This is a genomic window from Pseudomonas entomophila (genome assembly GCF_029478665.1).
Taxonomy (GTDB): Bacteria; Pseudomonadota; Gammaproteobacteria; order Pseudomonadales; family Pseudomonadaceae; genus Aquipseudomonas; species Aquipseudomonas entomophila_F.
Map to the genome: position 1 here is coordinate 260,750 of NZ_JARPQB010000001.1, position 18,443 is coordinate 279,192.

General features: G+C 65.5%; 19 protein-coding genes and 1 pseudogene. 12 read left to right on the forward strand and 8 right to left on the reverse strand.

Going from position 1 to position 18,443, the window contains the following annotated elements:
- Positions 1-110: 110 nt before the first annotated feature.
- Complete coding sequence (locus P5705_RS01295; RefSeq protein WP_277459145.1) at positions 111-560, forward strand: YcgN family cysteine cluster protein; 450 nt, start codon at positions 111-113, stop codon at positions 558-560.
- A gap of 49 nt (positions 561-609) precedes the next feature.
- Positions 610-1,818 (forward strand): hypothetical protein, encoded by a 1,209-nt coding sequence (locus P5705_RS01300; protein ID WP_277459147.1) that lies wholly within the window; start codon positions 610-612, stop codon positions 1,816-1,818.
- A 74-nt stretch (positions 1,819-1,892) separates the two neighbouring features.
- Here P5705_RS01300 and P5705_RS01305 read toward each other — a convergent pair whose 3' ends face one another.
- Together P5705_RS01305 and P5705_RS01310 are read right to left on the reverse strand one after the other, a co-directional pair.
- Positions 1,893-2,363, reverse strand: a complete 471-nt coding sequence (locus P5705_RS01305; RefSeq protein ID WP_044488345.1) for an RNA methyltransferase — start codon at positions 2,361-2,363, stop codon at positions 1,893-1,895.
- A 71-nt stretch (positions 2,364-2,434) separates the two neighbouring features.
- Positions 2,435-2,800 carry a YajD family HNH nuclease gene (locus tag P5705_RS01310; protein WP_240063682.1) on the reverse strand — a complete coding sequence of 122 codons (366 nt, stop codon included), beginning with the start codon at positions 2,798-2,800 and terminating at the stop codon, positions 2,435-2,437.
- A gap of 131 nt (positions 2,801-2,931) precedes the next feature.
- On the opposite strand from P5705_RS01310, the gene P5705_RS01315 reads away from it, so the two are divergent.
- Positions 2,932-3,210 carry a hypothetical protein gene (locus P5705_RS01315; protein ID WP_277459148.1) on the forward strand — a complete coding sequence of 93 codons (279 nt, stop codon included), beginning with the start codon at positions 2,932-2,934 and terminating at the stop codon, positions 3,208-3,210.
- On the opposite strand, the gene P5705_RS01320 is transcribed toward P5705_RS01315, so the two are convergent.
- Together P5705_RS01320 and P5705_RS01325 are read right to left on the reverse strand one after the other, a co-directional pair.
- Entirely contained in the window at positions 3,207-3,680 is a 474-nt protein-coding gene (locus tag P5705_RS01320) for a cyclic nucleotide-binding domain-containing protein (RefSeq protein ID WP_277459150.1), read from the reverse strand. The genes P5705_RS01315 and P5705_RS01320 overlap by 4 nt on opposite strands.
- Positions 3,681-3,915: 235 nt before the next feature.
- Entirely contained in the window at positions 3,916-5,958 is a 2,043-nt protein-coding gene (locus P5705_RS01325) for a S9 family peptidase (RefSeq protein WP_277459151.1), read from the reverse strand.
- Between the two features lie 193 nt (positions 5,959-6,151).
- Between P5705_RS01325 and P5705_RS01330 the strand changes: the two genes are divergently transcribed.
- The 3 genes from P5705_RS01330 to P5705_RS01340 are packed head-to-tail and all read left to right on the forward strand — an operon-like array spanning position 6,152 to position 7,984.
- The gene (locus tag P5705_RS01330) at positions 6,152-6,661 is read left to right on the forward strand and encodes an MFS transporter (RefSeq protein ID WP_277459153.1); all 510 of its coding nucleotides are present in this window, start codon (positions 6,152-6,154) and stop codon (positions 6,659-6,661) included.
- Positions 6,662-6,677: 16 nt separating this feature from the next.
- Complete coding sequence (locus P5705_RS01335; RefSeq protein ID WP_277459154.1) at positions 6,678-7,451, forward strand: class II glutamine amidotransferase; 774 nt, start codon at positions 6,678-6,680, stop codon at positions 7,449-7,451.
- Positions 7,452-7,462: 11 nt separating this feature from the next.
- Positions 7,463-7,984 carry a DUF2937 family protein gene (locus P5705_RS01340; RefSeq protein ID WP_277459155.1) on the forward strand — a complete coding sequence of 174 codons (522 nt, stop codon included), beginning with the start codon at positions 7,463-7,465 and terminating at the stop codon, positions 7,982-7,984.
- Between the two features lie 91 nt (positions 7,985-8,075).
- Here P5705_RS01340 and P5705_RS01345 read toward each other — a convergent pair whose 3' ends face one another.
- The gene (locus P5705_RS01345; protein WP_277459156.1) at positions 8,076-8,987 is read right to left on the reverse strand and encodes a LysR family transcriptional regulator; all 912 of its coding nucleotides are present in this window, start codon (positions 8,985-8,987) and stop codon (positions 8,076-8,078) included.
- Between the two features lie 129 nt (positions 8,988-9,116).
- On the opposite strand from P5705_RS01345, the gene P5705_RS01350 reads away from it, so the two are divergent.
- The 4 genes and pseudogenes from P5705_RS01350 to P5705_RS01365 form a co-directional block, all read left to right on the forward strand.
- A complete protein-coding gene (locus P5705_RS01350) occupies positions 9,117-10,394 on the forward strand; it encodes an MFS transporter (RefSeq protein WP_277459158.1) in 1,278 nt (425 codons plus the stop codon).
- Between the two features lie 10 nt (positions 10,395-10,404).
- Complete coding sequence (locus P5705_RS01355) at positions 10,405-11,184, forward strand: 5-oxoprolinase subunit PxpA (RefSeq protein ID WP_277459160.1); 780 nt, start codon at positions 10,405-10,407, stop codon at positions 11,182-11,184.
- A complete protein-coding gene (gene pxpB / locus P5705_RS01360) occupies positions 11,181-11,870 on the forward strand; it encodes a 5-oxoprolinase subunit PxpB (protein WP_277459162.1) in 690 nt (229 codons plus the stop codon). Before P5705_RS01355 ends, pxpB begins: the two co-directional genes overlap by 4 nt.
- Positions 11,867-12,780, forward strand: a pseudogene (locus tag P5705_RS01365) (biotin-dependent carboxyltransferase family protein); the annotation flags it as partial. The gene pxpB and the pseudogene P5705_RS01365, both read left to right, overlap by 4 nt.
- 26 nt (positions 12,781-12,806) lie before the next feature.
- Here P5705_RS01365 and P5705_RS01370 read toward each other — a convergent pair.
- The 3 genes from P5705_RS01370 to P5705_RS01380 form a co-directional block, all read right to left on the reverse strand.
- Positions 12,807-13,985 (reverse strand): vWA domain-containing protein, encoded by a 1,179-nt coding sequence (locus P5705_RS01370; protein ID WP_277459164.1) that lies wholly within the window; start codon positions 13,983-13,985, stop codon positions 12,807-12,809.
- 13 nt (positions 13,986-13,998) lie between these two features.
- On the reverse strand, positions 13,999-14,844 hold the full coding sequence (locus P5705_RS01375; RefSeq protein WP_011535085.1) for an AAA family ATPase: 846 nt from the start codon (positions 14,842-14,844) through the stop codon (positions 13,999-14,001).
- A gap of 191 nt (positions 14,845-15,035) precedes the next feature.
- On the reverse strand, positions 15,036-16,109 hold the full coding sequence (locus P5705_RS01380; RefSeq protein WP_277459166.1) for a DUF748 domain-containing protein: 1,074 nt from the start codon (positions 16,107-16,109) through the stop codon (positions 15,036-15,038).
- A gap of 134 nt (positions 16,110-16,243) precedes the next feature.
- Here P5705_RS01380 and cysK point away from each other — a divergent pair, with 134 nt between their 5' ends.
- Both cysK and P5705_RS01390 read left to right on the forward strand, forming a co-directional pair.
- Complete coding sequence (cysK, locus tag P5705_RS01385; protein WP_277459167.1) at positions 16,244-17,218, forward strand: cysteine synthase A; 975 nt, start codon at positions 16,244-16,246, stop codon at positions 17,216-17,218.
- Between the two features lie 272 nt (positions 17,219-17,490).
- Entirely contained in the window at positions 17,491-18,426 is a 936-nt protein-coding gene (locus P5705_RS01390; RefSeq protein ID WP_011535083.1) for an aspartyl/asparaginyl beta-hydroxylase domain-containing protein, read from the forward strand.
- Positions 18,427-18,443 lie beyond the last annotated feature (17 nt).

Genomic DNA, 18,443 nt, shown 5'->3' on the forward strand with positions numbered 1-18,443 from the left:
GCTACTGCGTCCGGCGAGCACTGACAAGCGGTCTGGCGTTGCCGCCGGACAGCCTCTAGACTGGCGCCGCCGCGCGCCGCGGATTCAAGTTGACTGCAGGAACATGTGTGATGAACGCTGACACCGCGCCCTTCTGGCGGCGCAAGACCCTCGACCAGCTCGACAGCAAGGAGTGGGAATCGCTCTGCGATGGCTGCGGCCTGTGCTGCCTGCAGAAGCTCGAGGACGAAGAAGACAACAGCGTCTACTACACCAGCATCGCCTGCAAGCTGCTGGACCTGCAGACCTGTCAGTGCAGCGACTACCCCAACCGCTTCAAGCACGTGCCCGACTGCATCCAGCTCACCCCGGGCAAGGCCGACCAGTTCAAATGGCTGCCGCCGACCTGCGGCTACCGCCTGGTCAGCGAAGGGCAGGACCTGCCGGCCTGGCACCACCTGGTCAGCGGCGACCGCTCGCAGGTCCATGAGCAGCGGATCTCCCGTTCGGGGCGCATGCTCAGCGAGAACGATGTGGATGAGGATGACTGGGAAGACCATCTGATTTTCCGCGCCGGTTGAGGCGCCCAGCCTAGCCGCCATCCGCCTCTGGGGAACAAGGAGTTTCTGTATGCGTCACCCGCTGTTGTTGGTTCTTGGCCTGCTGGCCAGTACTCAGGTCTGGGCGAAGAAAGTCGACCTCGATTACCAGGTTCGCCTGCTGCCGCAGAGTGGCCAGGCCGAAGTGCGCCTGACCCTGGCGGATGGCGCGGTGGTGCGCAGCCTGGATTTCGACCTGGGCAATGGCGGTGCCTACAGTGATTTCCTGGCCGACGGCCAGTGGCAGGTGCAGGGCGGTCGTGGCGTCTGGCATCCGACGGCGGGCAAGACCAGCCTGAGCTACCGGGTGCTGCTCGACCAGCAGCCCCGAGGTGCGGCCCATGAAACGCGCATCACCCCGCACTGGGCCTTGTTCCGTGGTGACCAGCTGGTGCCACCGGCGCGGCTCGATCAGCACGACGGAACCGAACTGGTGGCGCGCCTGGCGTTCGACCTTCCGCCTGGCTGGAAGAGTGTCGAGACGGCCTGGCCGCGGATCGGCCGGCAGAAGTTTCGCATCGACGACGTCTCGCGCCTGTTCGACCGCCCCACCGGCTGGATGCTCGCCGGCAACCTCGGCAGCCGCCGCGCGCGTCTGGGCGAAACCGAAGTGACTGTCGCCGCGCCGCAAGGGCAGGGCATGCGGCGCATGGATACGCTGACCTTGCTCACCTTCGTCTGGCCGCAACTGCAAGCGGTGTTCCCACGCAATCCCCCCAAGCTGCTGCTGGTCGGTGCCCGTGACGAGATGTGGCGTGGCGCGCTGGGGGGCAACAACTCGCTGTACCTGCACAGCGGCCGCCCGTTGATCAACGAGAATGGCACCAGCCCGGTATTGCGCGAGCTGGTGCAGTTGTTCGCCCAGATCAACGACCGCGAGGGCAGCGACTGGCTGGGTGAAAGCCTCACCGACTATTACGCCACCGAGTTGCTGCGCAGGGCTGGCGGCATCAGCGATGACCGCTACGAGGCGTTGCAGGCCCGCCTGCACAAGCAGGGGGCGAAGGTCACCCAGCTCAAGGGCGCCAAAGCCGACGCCGCGCAGGTCGCCCGGGGCGTGTTGCTGCTCCAGGCGCTGGACCGCGAAATTCGTCTTCATAGCCAGAACAAGCGCTCGCTGGACGATGTCGCCCGGGCGCTGATGCGCCTGTCCAGTGTCAGCACCGAGGAGTTCGTGCAGATCGCCGAGAACGTGCTGGGGCGGCAGTCCGAGGTGTTGCAGAGCAAGCTGCTGCACTGACTCAGTGCTTCACACAACCCCGTAGGAGCCGGCTTGCCGGCGAACACCGGCGCAGCCGGTGCCACCCCCGCCAATTACTTGAACTTGGGCCCCGAACGGGTATTCAAGCCCTTGGCCATGCGGTCATAGAGCACCACGTTGACCGTCGCCGCCAGGTTCATGCAGCCCTCGGTGGGAATGTAGATGGTCTCTTCACACCAGGCGCGCACGTCGGCATCAAGCGAACCGTCCTCGGGGCCGAAGATGTAGATGGCGCGGTCGGGGTGGGTGTACTCCGGCAGCGGCCGGGCACCTTCGACCAGTTCCACGGCCACTGGCGTGCAACCCAGGGGGATGATGCGCTGCAGGTCGTCGATGCCGATCAGCGGAATGTCGTAGTGCACCCGCTTGGTGTCGGTGACGAAGTCGCGGGCGCGCTCGTAGCGCTTGCCGGTGTAGAACACCGAGTTGACGCCATAGCAGCCTGCGGCGCGCATCACCGAGCCGACGTTCTCCGCCGATTTGGGGTTGAACAAGCCAATGCAGCTGTACCGTTTGTTCGCCACCTGTGGGGCCCTTCGCAAAAAAGAGCGCGATTATACGGGCTCACCGAGGTGGCGGGGGCGGGAATCGACAGTCAGTCCTTCTTCATCAGCGCGCCCAGCCCGGCAAACGGGTTATGGGTTGCCACGGAGGTCTTGGGTGAGCTCAGCGAACCTTCGCCGAAGTACTGCTGGTCGGTATAGCGCGAGTGCTCGTTGTCGTGGCAGTACAGGCACAGCAACTCCCAGTTCGAACCGTCCTGGGGGTTGTTGTCGTGGTTGTGGTCGCGGTGGTGCACGGTCAGCTCGGACAGGCGCTTGCCAGAGAACTCACGGGCGCAGCGGCCGCAGACATGGGGATACATCTTCAGGGCCTTGTCGCGGTAGCCCATTTCCTTGTCGCGCTTGGCGTCGGCGAGGATGCGGTCGAGGCGGGCGGTGGCGTCGGAGGTGGAGCTCATGGTGTTACCTTTTTCTGATTCAGGCGAATGACGGTTATGCCATCGAGTCTAGCGCGCCTGTGGGGCGGGCGGACAGGCAATTACCTGGCATTGGGCTTAGTCTGTAGGAAGGTTCAGACAGGAGGCTGCAGATGTTGCATGCGATCTTCGCCGCACTGCTGCTCGGCGCAGTGCCCACGGTCGACGCCGCCGGCCTGCAGCAGCGGCCCTTGACGCCGGTGCCGGGCGCGCCCGGCACGCCGACCCCCACCCCCTACCCGCAGATCACGCCCAGCGCGCCGCCCAAGGCGGGTGACAATCAGCCGGGGGCGCCGCTGTTGCCGCCCATGCCGCTGCCGGGGCCGCCCAAGGATCAACCCTTGCCGGGCTTGCAGCCGACGCCGCCGAAGGTGCCGGACAACGACGACTAGACCTGCTGCGCCAGGCGCTGGCCGTCCTGCATGCGCAGGCGCCTGGACAAGGCCACGGCCAGGGCGCGGATGATGCGCGCGGCGATGCGCGGCGCTTCGTTGAGCATCTTGTCCAGCGAGTCGCGGCCCAGGGTCAGCAACTGGCAGTCGCTGGCCGCCACGCAGGTGGCCGAGCGCCGCTCGCCGTCGAGCACGGCCATCTCGCCGAAGGCCCGGCCCTTGCGCAGGGTGGCGATTTCCACCTGAACGCCGTTGGCGTCGCGCTTGCGCACCGAGACCACGCCACGGTGCAGGATGCACATGAAGGTGCCGGCATCACCTTCGTTGAAGATAGCCTGGCCTTCATCGATGGCGGTGAGGCTGAAGTAGCCGGCGGCGGCAAGAAAGTCGCCGGGCTGCAGGGTGTCGAACAGGCCGCAGTCCATGAGCATGTCGCGGATCTCGGCGTTCAGGTGCTGGGTGTCGGGCATGTGTTGTTCTTCTTCGCATGTCGGGAAAGCGCCGCCGTACCCTGTGGGAGCGTCTTGTGCTGGCCGCACTGGCCGATTCGCCGGCAAGCCGGCTCCTACAGGTATGGCGATGAACCCGTAGGAGCCGGCTTGCCGGCGAATCGGCCAGTGCAGGCAACGCAACACAGTTTCTCCCGCAGGGACCGCGTCACCTTCAGGTTGGGTCACCGATCCCTATGACAACGAAAAACGCGTTTTACACCACGCCCAGTTCATTGAAGACGAACGCGTACTCCAGCGCCACGTCGCGCAGCCCCTGGTAGCGCCCGCTCATGCCGCCGTGACCGGCGCCCATCTCGGTCTTGAGCAGCAGCAGGTTGTGGTCGGTCTTGAGCGTGCGCAGGCGTGCCACCCACTTGGCCGCCTCCCAGTACTGCACGCGGCTGTCGTTGTAGCCGGCAACCACCAGCATGGCCGGGTAGTTTTGCGCGCGGACGTTCTCATAGGGGGCGTAGGCCTTGATCCGCGCGTACACCTCCGGCGCCTCCGGGTTGCCCCATTCGTCGTACTCGGTGACGGTCAGCGGCAGGTCCGGGTCGAGCATGGTGTTGAGCACGTCGACGAACGGTACCTCGGCGATGGCGCAGCGGAACAGCTCCGGGCGCAGGTTGAGCACCGCGCCCATCAGCAGGCCGCCGGCGCTGCCGCCGCTGATGGCCAGGTGCTCGCGGGCGGTGATGCCCTCGGCGATCAGGTGTTCGGCGCAGGCGATGAAATCGCCGAAACTATTGTGCTTGTGCTCCTGCTTGCCGGCGCGGTACCAGGCCTCGCCCAGTTCGCCACCGCCGCGCACATGGGCGATGGCGAAGGCCACGCCGCGCTCCAGCAGGCTCAAGCGGGCGTGGGAGAACCATGGGTCGAGGCTTTCGCCATAGGCGCCGTAGCCGTACAGGTACAGCGGCATGGTCTTGCCCAGGTCGACGCGACGGCGCACCAGGCTGATCGGCACCCGCGTGCCGTCCTTGGCTACCGCCCAGAGGCGCTGGCTGACGTAGTCGTCGGCGTCGAACGGGCCCAGCACCGGGGTCTGCTTGAGCACCTGTTGGGCGCCTGTGGCCAGTTCCAGCTGGCGCACCTGGGCCGGACGGTTGAGCGCTTCGTAGCGCAAGCGGATGCGCGTGCTGACGAACTCCAGGCTGTCCTGCACATACAGGCTGTAGGCGGCGTCCGGCAGCTCGACGCGGTAGGCCGGCAGCCCTTGCGGGTGCACTTCGATGATCGGCAGGCCACCTTCGCGCAGGCTCAGGGACAGCGCCGCAGCGTTAAGGCTGACGCCTTCGAGCATGACGTCGTCGCGGTGCGGCACCAGCACCTGCCATTGCTCGCGGGTCGGCACGTTGTCCGCTGGCGCCTGGAACAGGGCGAAGTTGATGCCGTCCTGGTTGCTGCGGATGAACCAGCGCCATTGGCCGTCAAGTTGGCCGTGGTCGGGGTAGTACTCATGGCCTTCGACCCGTGGCGCCAGGCAGGTGAACGTGGCCTGCGGCGTGGCGGCATCGAGCACCCAGGCCTCGCTGGTGGTCTTGCTGTTGAGCAGCAGCACCAGCTGGCGCTCGGAGCTGGCGCGGTAGCAGTGCAGGAAGAAGCGTCCGTCGGGTTCTTCGAACACGGTCGTTGCACCCTGTTCGCCCAAGGTGTGGCGGCGCAGGCGCCAAGGGCGGTGGGTATCGTCCAGCTCGGTGAAGAACAGCGTCTGGCTGTCGTTGGCCCAGGTCATGCTGCCGTCGCAGTCGTCGAAGGGCAGGGTGGTCAACGCGCCGCTGGCCAGGTCCTTGACGTACAGGGTGTAGACCTCGTCGCCACTGGTGTCGAGGCTGTAGGCCAGCAGGCGGTGGTCGGGGCTGACATTGAACGCGCCGAGGGCGAGGAAACCACCGTTGGCCAGGGCGTTGGGGTCGAGCAGCAGCTCTTCGCGGCTTTCGTCGACCGTGTTGCTGTCGTCAGCCGGGCGTGGGCAGCGGTAGTGGCGCGGGTATTCGTCGCCGGCGGTGGTGCGGGTGTAGTAGAGGTAGGGGCCCCAAGGGGAAGGCAGCGACAGGTCGGTTTCCTGGATGCGGCCCTTGATCTCTTCGAACAGCTGTTCGCGCAGCGGAGCCTGGTCGGCCAGGCAGGCTTCCTGGTAGGCGTTTTCTTCGTTCAGGTAGGCCAGCACTTCAGGGGTGTCGCGGTCCTGCAGCCAGGCGTAGGGGTCGGCGCCTTCGGCCGGGCGGGCAATGGGGGGGCGGGGGGCGTTGGGCATCGGAGATCTCTTGGTTGGGGCTGCTGGCCTCTTTCGCGGATAAATCCGCACCCATTCAGGTGCAGCGATATCCCTGTGGGAGCGGGTTTGCCCGCATAGAGGCCCTGACAGGCTCACTGCGCCGCTCGGGGGCAGCCTGCGCCGGTAAAAGTGTTTATCATAGGCGTCTCTTTGCCTGGCATGCACCAACACCATGACCGAACACGACTATACGCTGGCCTGGGGCCTGTACGCCGTTGCCGCCCTGGGCTGCCTGCTGGTGGCCTTCAAGCTCACCGGCTGGATGTGGCGCTGGCTGCGCGAGCCGCTGCGGGTGCTGGTCGCCGTCCTGCTGTTCACCCCCACCATCGTCGACCCGGTCAAGGACAGCTTCGCCCCGGCCATCGCCATCGGCGCGCTGGACGTGGCGTTCAAGGTGGGTAACAACGAACTGCGCGCCGCCGCCGACCTGGCCATGTACGGCATGTTCGCCTTCGCCCTGTACATCGTCTTCGTGCTGATCCGCTGGCCACTGGAGAAGCGCGCTCGCGAGCGTCGCGCCGCCCAGGAGGCCGCCGCCCAGCGTCAGGCGAAAGAGGATGACGAGGTGAGCGTCGAGGCCCCGGTGGCCGCCGATCGCCGTGACCGTTACCGCGACGACCCGGCCCCCGCGCCGGTGCGCCGCTCCGGCCCGGGGCAGGGCCGCGTAGAACCCCGTCTGTAAGCCAGGAGCCGCGAACATGTGCGAACTGCTGGGCATGAGCGCCAACGTCCCCACCGACATCGTCTTCAGCTTCACCGGCCTGATGCAGCGCGGCGGGCGTACCGGTCCGCACCGCGACGGCTGGGGCATTGGCTTCTACGAAGGGCGCGGCTTGCGTCTGTTCCAGGACCCGGCCGCGAGCAGCGAGTCGGAGGTGGCGAACCTGGTGCAGCGCTACCCGATCAAGAGCGAAGTGGTCATCGGCCATATCCGCCAGGCCAACGTCGGCAAGGTCTGCCTGTCCAACACCCACCCATTCGTGCGCGAACTGTGGGGGCGCAACTGGTGCTTCGCGCACAACGGCCAGCTGGGTGAGTTCAGCGGCCAGCGCACGTTCTACTGGCCGGTGGGCGACACCGACAGCGAAGCGGCGTTCTGCGACTTGCTCAACCGCGTGCGCGCCACCTTCCCCGAACCGGTCGAGATCGAACAGTTGCTGCCGGTGCTGGTCGAGGCCTGCGCCGAGTACCGCGGCAAGGGCGTGTTCAACTGCCTGCTCAGCGACGGCGACTGGCTGTTCTGCTTCTGCTCCACCAAGCTGGTGCACATCACCCGCCGCGCGCCGTTCGGCGCCGCCCGGTTGAAGGATGTCGACCTGATCGTCGACTTCCACACCGAGACCACCCCCAACGATGTGGTCACGGTGATCGCCACCGAGGCCCTCACCGAAAACGAGACCTGGCACCGTTACGAGCCGGGCCAATGGGCCCTGTGGCGCCACGGCGAGTGCGTCGACCACGGGCAGAGCTAAGGACGCCCCGCATGTTCAGAAGCTATTTGCGCCTGCTGTTGTTCACTTTCGGGCTGCTGGCCGGGATCCAGGTCCCGGGGCTGGTCAAGGACTACAGCCAGCGCGTCGAGGCACACCTGTTCGAATCGCGCCAGGCGCTCGACGGTTTCCGCCAGACCGCCCAACGGTTTTTCAATGGCGATCTGCAAGCACTGCTGCGGCACTACCGCAGCAGTGACGATCCGGTGTTCAACAGCGATGCCAACAGCATCGAGAGCCTGCTGATCCGCAACCAACTGCTCGAGCATGAATGGCAGGCCCTGCAAGGCTCGTGGGTGAGCCGCACCTGGCATGTGCTGGTGCAGCCGGAACCTGCGCTGCGCGAGGAGACGCTCAAGGGCTACAGCTATCAGATCCTGCTGGTGCCCGAGGCGATCGGCTGGGGGATCGGTGCCGGGTTCGTGTTGGCGTTGGTGGTCGAGAGCTTGTTGTTGCTGGTGGGCTGGGTGATTCTCGGTGGGCGGCGCAAGGTGGTGAAAGAGAGCTGGCGCTAGGGGCTGCTTCGCGCCCATTCGCCAGCAAGGCTGGCTCCTACAAGGGCCGCGCCGAACCTGTAGGAGCCGGCTTTGCCGGCGAATGGGCCGTTCAGACCAGCACGATCCGTTGCCCACCCACATCCCGCGCATAGCGCTCCAGCACCTGCCGGCACACCGCCACCACCTCGTCCACCAACGCCACCCCGGTCTGCCAGGCCACCACCAGCTCCAGGCTCGGCGGTGGTTGCAAGCCTTCCAGCAACACCAGCTCGCCCCGGTTCAACTCGCCATCGACCAGCGCCGGCGGCAGGGCGCCGATACCAAAGCCGTCACGCAGCAGCCGGGTGATGGCCGCCACCGAGTTCACGCAGTTCAACCGCGGCGCCTCGGCCCCGGCGCCTTGCAACAGGCTGAGCACCTCCTGGTGCGGTCGCGAGTTCTTGGAAAAAGTGACGACCCTTTCGCGAGCCAACTCCGCCAGCGACGCGTAAGTGCGATGGTGCGCCGAGCCAGCGGCGACGATCCAGCCCATCGGGTAGCGCGCCAGGTCCAGGCTGCGGATGGACTGTTCGCGCAGCAGGTCGGTTTGCAGGATCACGTCGAGAAAGCCCTTCTGCAGCTGCTCGCGCAGGTTCAGCGCGGTGTCGGCCACCAGTTCGATCTCCACTTGCGGGTAGCGCTCGGTCAGCTCCGCCACCAGGGCGCTCATCCAGGTGTGGATCACCGTGTCCATCACCCCCAGGCGGATGCGCCCGGTCTTGGCCCGGTCGCTGTCCAGCGACTGCTTCATCGCCTTGGCCGTCTCCAGCATGCGCTCGGCGTATTCCAGCACTTTGCCGCCCTCGGGCGTCAGGCTGACCCCGCGCGAGTCGCGCAGCAGCAGTTTCACCCCCAGGTCGGCCTCCAGCGCGGCGATGCGGCTGGACACCGAGGCCTGGGTGGTGAACAGCTTCTCGGCGGTGAGGCGAAAGCTCTTGAGCCGGGCGACCCAGACGAAGGTTTCGAGGAAACGTAGGTTCATGATCAGTTTTTCTTGTTCCAGACCGGCGGTTTTTCTCGTTGGACGCAGGTGGCGCGGCCTTCGAACATGATACGCAGGCCGCGACGCCCGACGTCGCCCATAGAACAATACCAACAAGCCGAGGCATCCATGAACCCGACCGGCGTGCAGCAGCAGGCCCCCGCCCGTTCTTCGAGCGGCCCCTTCGCCTGGTACCGCGACATCGACTCCCAGCAACGACGCACCTTCTGGAGCTGCAAGATCGGCTACGGCCTGGACGGCATGGACACCCAGATGCTCAGCTTCGTCATCCCCACGTTGATCATGCTCTGGGGCATCACCACCGCCGAGGCCGGGCTGATCCACACCAGCACCCTGATCGCCTCGGCCCTGGGCGGCTGGGTCGCCGGTATCCTCTCCGACCGCATTGGCCGGGTGCGCACCCTGCAGCTGACGGTGCTGTGGTTCGCCTTCTTCACCTTCCTCTGCGGTTTTGCCCAGAGCTACGAACAACTGCTGATCGCCCGCACCCTGATGGGCTTCGGTTTCGGCGGCGAGTGGACCGCCGGCGCGGTGCTGATCGGCGAGGTGATCCGCGCCCAGGACCGTGGCAAGGCGGTGGGCATGGTGCAATCGGGCTGGGCTATCGGTTGGGGCCTGACGGCGATCCTCTACGCCTTGTTGTTCTCCTGGCTGCCGGCCGAACAGGCCTGGCGCGCGCTGTTCCTGCTGGGCTTGCTGCCGGCGATCTTCGTGATCTTCGTCCGCCGCCTGGTCAAGGACCCGGAGGTCTACCGCGAAGCCAAGGCCGCCGAAACCCCGTCGCACTTCTACGAGATCTTCGCCCCGGGCATGCTCTGGATCACCGTGCGCGCCTCGCTGCTGACCACCGGTGCGCTGGGCGGCTACTACGCCATCACCTCGTGGCTACCCACCTTCCTCAAGAACGAGCGTGGCCTGAGCGTGTTGGGTACCGGCGGCTACTTGGCCATGGTGATCGTCGGTTCCTACATCGGCTATGTGGTCAGCGCCTACCTCAGCGACCTGCTGGGGCGGCGCAAGAATTTCATCCTGTTCGCCGTGGGCTCGTTCGTCATCGTGCTGCTGTACACGCAGGTGCCGGTCAGCGATGGCGTGATGCTGTGGCTGGGGTTCCCGTTGGGCTTCTTCGCCTCGGGCATCTTCAGTGGCATGGGGTCGTTTCTCACCGAACTGTTCCCCACCCGCATCCGCGGTTCGGGACAGGGCTTCTGCTACAACATCGGCAAAGTCATCGCGGCGCTGTTCCCGCTGCTGATCGGCCTGATGGGCGAGAAAGTGCCGCTGGGGCTGGGTATCGGCGCGTTTGCCGCAGTCTCCTACGGCGTGGTGATCCTGGCGGCGCTGAGCCTGCCGGAAACCTGCGGCAAAGAACTCCAGGCGCGTTAAGGTAGGCCACATGAACATCGATAGGGGAATCCGCCAGGTGAAACGCCTGCTACTCAATTGCGACATGGGTGAAAGCTTCGGCAGCTGGCGCATGGGCCTGGATGCCGAGGTGATGCCCTACATCGACTGCGCCAACATCGCCTGTGGCTACCATGCCGGCGATCCCGGCACCATGCGCCGCACCGTGGCCCTGGCGCTGGAGCACGGCGTGACCATCGGCGCTCACCCGGCCTACCCGGACCTGGTCGGCTTCGGGCGCCGCTCCATGGCATGCAGCAACGACGAGATCCGCGACCTGCTGCACTACCAGATCGGCGCGCTGGACGGCATCTGCAAGGTGCTCGGGAGCCGGGTGGCCTACATCAAGCCCCATGGCGCGTTGTACAACGACATGATGGCCGACCCGCAGAAGCTGCGTACGGTGCTCGAGGCCGTGGCGGCCTACGATGCCAGCCTGCCGTTGATGCTGATGGCCACCGCCGATGACCGTGCGGCCCAGGCCCTGGGCGACGAGATTGGAGTACCGCTGTGGTTCGAAGCGTTCGCCGACCGTGCCTATACCGCCAGCGGCCACCTGGTATCCCGGCGTCTGCCCGGCGCGGTGCATCACGACCCGGCCTTGGTGGTCGAGCAGGCCGTGCGCCTGGCCCGTGGCGAAACGCTGGTGGCCGACGATGGCAGTGCCGTGCGTCTGCAGGCTCGCACGTTGTGTGTCCACGGTGACAACGACAGCTCCGTGGCCGCGGTGCGCCAGATTCGCCAGGCGCTCGATGCCCTGGGGCAGCCATGAAAGCACGCCTCGAAGTGGTCGCCATCGACAGCGTGATGGTGCGGCTGTTCGACACCATCGACGAAGCCAACATGCCGTGGATCCTTGCCGCCAGCCAGCGCCTGCGGGCGGTGTTCGGCGAGCGCTTGATCGACCTGGTGCCGTCCTACACCACATTGATGGTGCAGTTCGAGCTGGCGCCGAGTGAGGCGCGCCAATTGATCTTGCAAGCGCTTGAAGGTTTGCGACCGGATACCGGCGAGGGTGGGCGCCGGCATGAGATTCCGGTGTGGTACCACGCCAGCGTCGGCCCCGAACTGCCGCTGCTGGCCGCCCGCGAAGGCCTGAGCGAAGCCGAGGTGATCCGCCTGCACAGTGGGCGTGACTACCCCGTGTTCGCCTTGGGTTTCGCACCTGGTTTCGGCTTCATGGGCCTGGTCGACGAACGCCTCGCCACGCCGCGCCTGAGCACGCCACGCAAGCGCGTGGCGGCGGGCAGCATTGGTATTGCCGAGCGCCAGACCGCCGCCTACCCGGCAGTGTCGCCGGGTGGCTGGAACCTGATCGGCCGTACCCCGGTGCGCCTGTTCGACAGGAAGGGGCACAGCCTGTTGCAGCCGGGCGACCGGGTGCGTTTCGTGGCGGTCGAGCATGCGCAGTTCATCAACCTGGGCGGTGACGACAGCCCGCTGGAGGCCCAGGCATGAGCCAGTTGAGGATCCAGGCCAGCACCGCGCTGTGCCTGTTGCAGGATGCCGGACGTTTTGGTGTGCGGCACCTGGGAGTGACCCAGGGCGGCGCGCTGGATTGGGTGGCGATGGGGTGGGCCAATGGGTTGCTGGGCAACGACCAGGGCTGCCCTGTGGTCGAAATCACCCTGGGTGGGTTCAGTGTGATCGCCGAACAGGATTGTGTGCTGGCGCTGGCCGGTGCCGACCTGGACGCACGCATCGATGACCAGCCACTGGCGCCATGGCGCAGTTTCCGCCTGGGCAAGGGCCAATGCCTGAGCCTGCGCCAGCCACGGCACGGCGTGCGCGCCTACCTGGCGGCGCCGGGCGGCTTCCAGGGCGAGGCAGTGCTGGGCAGTTGCGCAACGGTGGTACGCGAAGAACTGGGAGGCATCGATGGGCAGGGCAGGGCGTTGGCCAAGGAGCAGGTGCTGGCCTTCGGCGCAGCTTTGCCAGCGCTGCGGGAAGTGCCTGAAGCGCTACGCCCGGTGTATGCAGACAAGCCACTGCTGGACCTGGTGATGGGCGCGCAGATCGGCGACTTCAGCGGCACCAGCCTGTTCGAGGCGTTCAACAGTGACTGGACGCTGGACAGCCGGGGCGACCGCATGGGCATTCGCCTGCTCGGGCCACGGCTGGTGTACCAGGGTGCGCCGATGATCTCCGAGGGCATCCCGTTGGGGGCGGTGCAGGTGCCGCCAGACGGGCAGCCGATCGTATTGCTCAATGACCGGCAGACTATTGGTGGCTATCCACGGCTGGGAGCATTGACGCCGTTGGCCTTGGCTAGGCTGGCGCAGTGCATGCCGGGGGCGGTGGTGCGGTTCAGGGCGGTGGTGCAGGAGGCGGCGTGGCGGGAGCAGCAGGTCTTTCTGCAACGTTGGCGNGGCGAAGAGGCCATTACAGGCACTGTCACTTGGACAGGTAACGCATCCCGTCTTCCAGGCCCTGCAAGGTCAGTGGAAACATCCTGTCCTCGATCAGGTCCCGCACCAGGTGGGTCGAGGCGGTATAGTCCCAGGCCTGCTTCGGGTACGGGTTGATCCAGATGATCTTCCTGAACTTCTCCATGAAGCGCTGCATCCACACGTACCCGGCTTCTTCGTTCCAGTGCTCGACGCTGCCACCCGGCTGGGTGATCTCGTAGGGCGCCATGGCCGCGTCGCCGACGAACACCACCTTGTAGTCGTCGCCGTACTTGTGCAGCAGGTCGAAGGTGGCGAAGCGCTCCGAGGTGCGGCGCATGTTGTTCTTCCACACCGACTCGTAGATGAAGTTGTGGAAGTAGTAGTACTCCAGGTGCTTGAACTCGGTCTTGCAGGCCGAGAACAGCTCCTCGCACACCTTGATGTGGGCATCCATCGAGCCGCCGATGTCGAACAGCAACAGCAGTTTCACCGTATTGCGCCGCTCGGGGCGCATCTGGATGTTCAGTAGCCCGGCATCGCGCGCGGTGTGGTCGATGGTGCCGTCGATGTCGAGCTCTTCGGCGGCACCCTCGCGGGCAAACTTGCGCAGGCGGCGCAGCGCCAGCTTGATGTTGCGGGTGCCCAGCTCGACCTGGTCGTCGAGGTTCTTGTACTCGCGCTGGTCCCATACCTTCACGGCCTTGCCCTGGCGCTTGCCGGCCTCGCCGACGCGGATGCCTTCGGGGTTGAAACCCCCGGAGCCGAACGGGCTGGTGCCACCGGTGCCGATCCACTTGTTGCCGCCAGCGTGGCGTTCCTTCTGCTCCTCAAGGCGTTTCTTGAACTCTTCGATCAGCTTGTCCAGGCCACCGAGGGATTGGATCTGCGCGCGCTCCTCGTCGGTCAGCGAGCGTTCGAACTCCTTGCGCAGCCACTCGTCGGGGATCAAGGCCTCGATATGCCGGTCGAGGTTCTCCAGGCCCTTGAAGTAGGCGGCGAACGCCCGGTCGAACTTGTCGAAATGGCGTTCGTCCTTCACCAGGATGGCCCGGGCGAGGTAGTAGAACGCGTCCATGTCAGCGAACACCACGCCCTTCTGCAGGGCATGGTGCAGGTCGAGCAGCTCGCGCACCGACACCGGCACCTTGGCCGCGCGCATTTCATTGAACAGGTTGAGCAGCATGGCCCGGCTCCTGTCAGCGGTTGCCGCGCCGGCTCATGAAGGCCAGGCGCTCGAGCAGTTGCACGTCCTGCTCGTTCTTGACCAGGGCGCCGGCCAGCGGCGGGATGGCCTTGGTCGGGTCGCGTTCGCGCAGCACCGCCTCGCCGATGTTGTCGGCCATCAGCAGCTTGAGCCAGTCGACCAGCTCGGAGGTGGAGGGCTTTTTCTTCAGGCCCGGGACCTTGCGCACGTCGAAGAACACGTCCAGCGCCTCGCTGACCAGCGACTGGCTGATGTTCGGGTAGTGCACGTCGACGATCTGCTGCAGCGTGGCGCGGTCGGGGAAGGCGATGTAGTGGAAGAAGCAGCGGCGCAGGAAGGCGTCGGGCAGTTCTTTCTCGTTGTTGGAGGTGATGATGATGATCGGGCGCTGCTTGGCCTTGATGGTTTCATCGATCTCGTAGACGTAGAACTCCATCTTGTCGAGCTCTTGCAACAGGTCGTTGGGGAACTCGATGTCGGCCTTGTCGATCTCGTCGATCAGCAGGATCACCCGCTCGTCGGCCTCGAAGGCTTCCCACAGCTTGCCTTTCTTCAGGTAGTTGCGCACGTCGTGGACCTTGTCCACGCCCAACTGCGAATCGCGCAGGCGGCTGACCGCGTCATACTCGTACAGGCCCTGGTGGGCCTTGGTGGTCGACTTGATGTGCCAGGTGATCAGGCGCGCACCGAAGGAGGCGGCAAGCTGCTCGGCGAGCATCGTTTTGCCAGTGCCCGGCTCGCCCTTGACCAGCAGCGGGCGCTCCAGGGTGATGGCCGCGTTGACCGCCAGCTTCAGGTCGTCTGTGGCGACGTAGTCGCGGGTGCCTTCGAACTTCATGAACCGATCCTCTGCGGGGGCTGCGCGGGCCCTTTCGCCGGCAAGCCGGCTCCTACCTGGAGTCGGCTTGCCGGCGAAAGAACCGGTGCGGGCAACACATGTTGGTAATTTGTCAGCGACTATAACCCCGCGCCCGGCGCCTGCAAACGCAGACTGGGTATTCAGTCCCTGAATGGTCCGTCACCGCTCGCTCAGTCGGATTTGGGTGGCGGCTGTTCGTAGCGTGCGTTGAACGCCTGGATGAAACCGTTGCGCAGGATCTGCAGGAACGCCTCGAATGCGCTGATGTCCTGCTGGTGCACGCTGCCGCTGATCTCCACGCGGGTGGCGAACTGGTTCTTCGGCTGGTTCTTCAGAACGGTCTCGGTGGCGCCAACCAGCGCCTCCCACACCGAACGCAGGAAGCCCTTATCCTTGTCTTGCACATCCTGTTGCCAGCTGAACACGTCGACATCGTGCAGCAGCGGCTTGATATAGCCGTGCAGCCGACCCTTCTGCGCTTCAGCCTCGATCACCAGGTCGCCGTGCCCGGCATTGAAGTCGAACTTGCCATAGGCGCCGGCGAAGTCGTTGAGCCGGCGCAGTTCGATGCCGGTGGCGCGCAGGCGAAACTGGAAATCATCGAAGTCGCTGAACGGGTCGAAGGTGGCGAGGCTCTCCACCCTGGCGTTGCCCAGCAGCAACGCCGTCCCTTCGAAGCGCGCGTCGCGCCTGCCCTTTTCATCGCGCACGTTGGTCAGGTTGCGGATGCTGGCGTCGAGCCGGGTGGCCTTGAGGTCGACCGGTGGTTTGGCGTTGAAGTTGCGAAAAGAGAGAGTGCCCTGTTCGATGCGTACGTCGTTGAGGGTGATGGGCAGCAGTTTCTCCAGCTGTTGACGCCAGTTGGTACCCCGGCCAGTTTGCGAGTTCTGCTTGTTGCCGCCATCGACGAAGTTCAGTTCGGGGCGCACGAAGGTCACTTCGGCGACCACGGCACGGTCGTACCACAGCGCATGCCAGCTCACCGACAGGTCGATCAGCGGCGCATCGAGCAGGGGTACCGGCACCTTGCCGCTGACCTTGACGATCTTCAGGTCGTTGATCTGGTAGGCGCCACGCCACCAGGCCAGGTCGACGTCGGCCACCTGGCCGCGGTATTCACCCATGTCGGCCAGTTTGTCGTTGAGGTAGTCGCGTACCAGGTAGGGCAGCGCCAGGTGCAGGGCCACCAGCAGTGTGAGCAAGCTGATCAGCATGACCAACGGCCAACGGTAGCGGGCTCTCATCGACGCTGCTCCAGGGCGGGTTGTGCGGTTGACCACGGCGGCGCCGGGCGAGTTCGAACGGGCTTTACGCTCCCGCGTGTCAGGCTTACCCTTTTAGGTCCATCTGTCCGCCCAAGCATTCAAGGACCCCCGCCATGAGCCGTATCTACGCCGACAATGCCCACTCCATCGGCAACACGCCGCTGGTGCAGATCAACCGCATCGCCCCGCGTGGGGTGACCATCCTGGCCAAGATCGAGGGGCGCAACCCGGGTTATTCGGTCAAGTGCCGGATCGGCGCCAGCATGATCTGGGACGCCGAGAGCAGCGGCAAGCTCAAGCCGGGCATGACCATCGTCGAACCCACCTCGGGCAACACCGGCATCGGCCTGGCCTTCGTCGCCGCCGCCCGTGGCTACCGGCTGGTGCTGACCATGCCGGACTCGATGAGCCTGGAGCGACGCAAGGTATTGAAAGCGCTGGGTGCCGAGCTGGTCCTGACGGACAAGGCCAAGGGCATGAAAGGCGCCATCGAGAAGGCCAACGAGATCGTCGCCTCTGACCCGGCCCAGCATTTCCTGCCAGGCCAGTTCGACAACCCGGCCAACCCCGCCATCCACGAAAAGACCACCGGCCCGGAAATCTGGAACGACACCGATGGCGCGGTCGACGTGCTGGTGGCCGGTGTCGGCACTGGCGGTACCATCACCGGTGTGTCGCGCTACATCAAGCACACCCAGGGCAAGTCGATCCTGTCGGTGGCGGTGGAGCCGGTGAACTCGCCGCTGATCAGCCAGACCCTGGCCGGCGAGGAACTCAAGCCCAGCCCGCACAAGATCCAGGGCATCGGTGCCGGTTTCGTGCCGAAGAACCTCGACCTGTCGATCGTCGACCAGGTCGAGACCGTCACCGAGGAAGAGTCCAAGGCCATGGCCCTCCGCCTGATGCAGGAGGAGGGCATCCTCTGCGGCATCTCCTGCGGCGCGGCCATGGCGGCGGCGGTGCGCCTGGCCGAGAAGCCCGAGATGCAGGGCAAGACCATCGTGGTGATCCTGCCGGACTCGGGCGAGCGCTACCTGTCGAGCATGTTGTTCAGCGACCTGTTCACCGAACAGGAAAACCAGCAGTAAGCCTGGGGCTGCTGCGCAACCCATCGCGGCACAAGGCCTCTCCTACAGGGAGGTCGCGATCACCTGTAGGAGCGGCCTTGCGCCGCGAAAGGGGCGCAAGGCGCCCCTGGGATTTCCGCGTCACCGATGATCCGGCGCAATACCGGATCCAGACCTTTGTTGCACAATCCTTAACACTGCGATCCTGCCCCGGTTGTTTTTACCCGGGCAGGATGGGTTTATGATGTCCGGCTATCCGGGGATGGCCAGATTTCCCCTCCAAGGAGTGTTGCATGACCTTTTCCTTTGTCGCCAAGGCAGGTGTCCTGCTGGTGTTCTTCGGCAGTGTGCTGTTCGTGCACCTGCGCGGCAAGGCGCGCCTGCCGGTGCTGCGCCAGTTCGTCAACCACTCGGCGCTGTTCGCCCCCTACAACAGCCTGATGTACCTGTTCTCCGGCGTGCCCTCCAAACCCTACCTGGACCGCCAGCGCTTCCCGGAGCTGGACGTGCTCAAGGACAACTGGGAGGTGATCCGCGAGGAGGCCATGCGCCTGTTCGACGAGGGTTACATCCGCGCCGCGGAGAAAGACAACGACGCCGGTTTCGGCTCCTTCTTCAAGAAGGGCTGGAAGCGTTTCTACCTGAAGTGGTACGACAAGCCGCTACCATCGGCGGAGGCGCTCTGCCCCAAGACCGTCGAACTGGTCAGCGGCATCCCCAACGTCAAGGGCGCGATGTTCGCCCTGCTGCCCGGTGGCAGCCACCTGAACCCGCATCGCGACCCGTTCGCAGGCTCGCTGCGCTACCACCTGGGCCTGTCCACCCCCAACTCGGATAATTGCCGCATCTACGTCGACGGTCAGCCGTACGCCTGGCGTGACGGCGAGGACGTGATGTTCGACGAAACGTTCGTGCATTGGGTCAAGAACGAGACCGAGGTCACCCGCGTGATCCTGTTCTGCGACGTCGAGCGCCCGCTCAACAGCCCGCTGATGACCCGCATCAACCGCAAGGTCAGCGCCTTCCTCGGCCGCGCTACCGCGCCGCAGAACACCGATGACGAACGCGTCGGCGGGATCAACCAGGCCTACGCCTGGAGCAAACGCTTCAGCAATGTCATCAGCACCCGCGTCAAGCAGTTCAAGCGCGCCAACCCCAAGGCCTACCGCGTGCTGCGGCCGGTGTTGGCGGTGGTGGTCGCCTACGCGCTGTACCGCTGGTTGTTCTGATATTTCGCCGGCAAGCC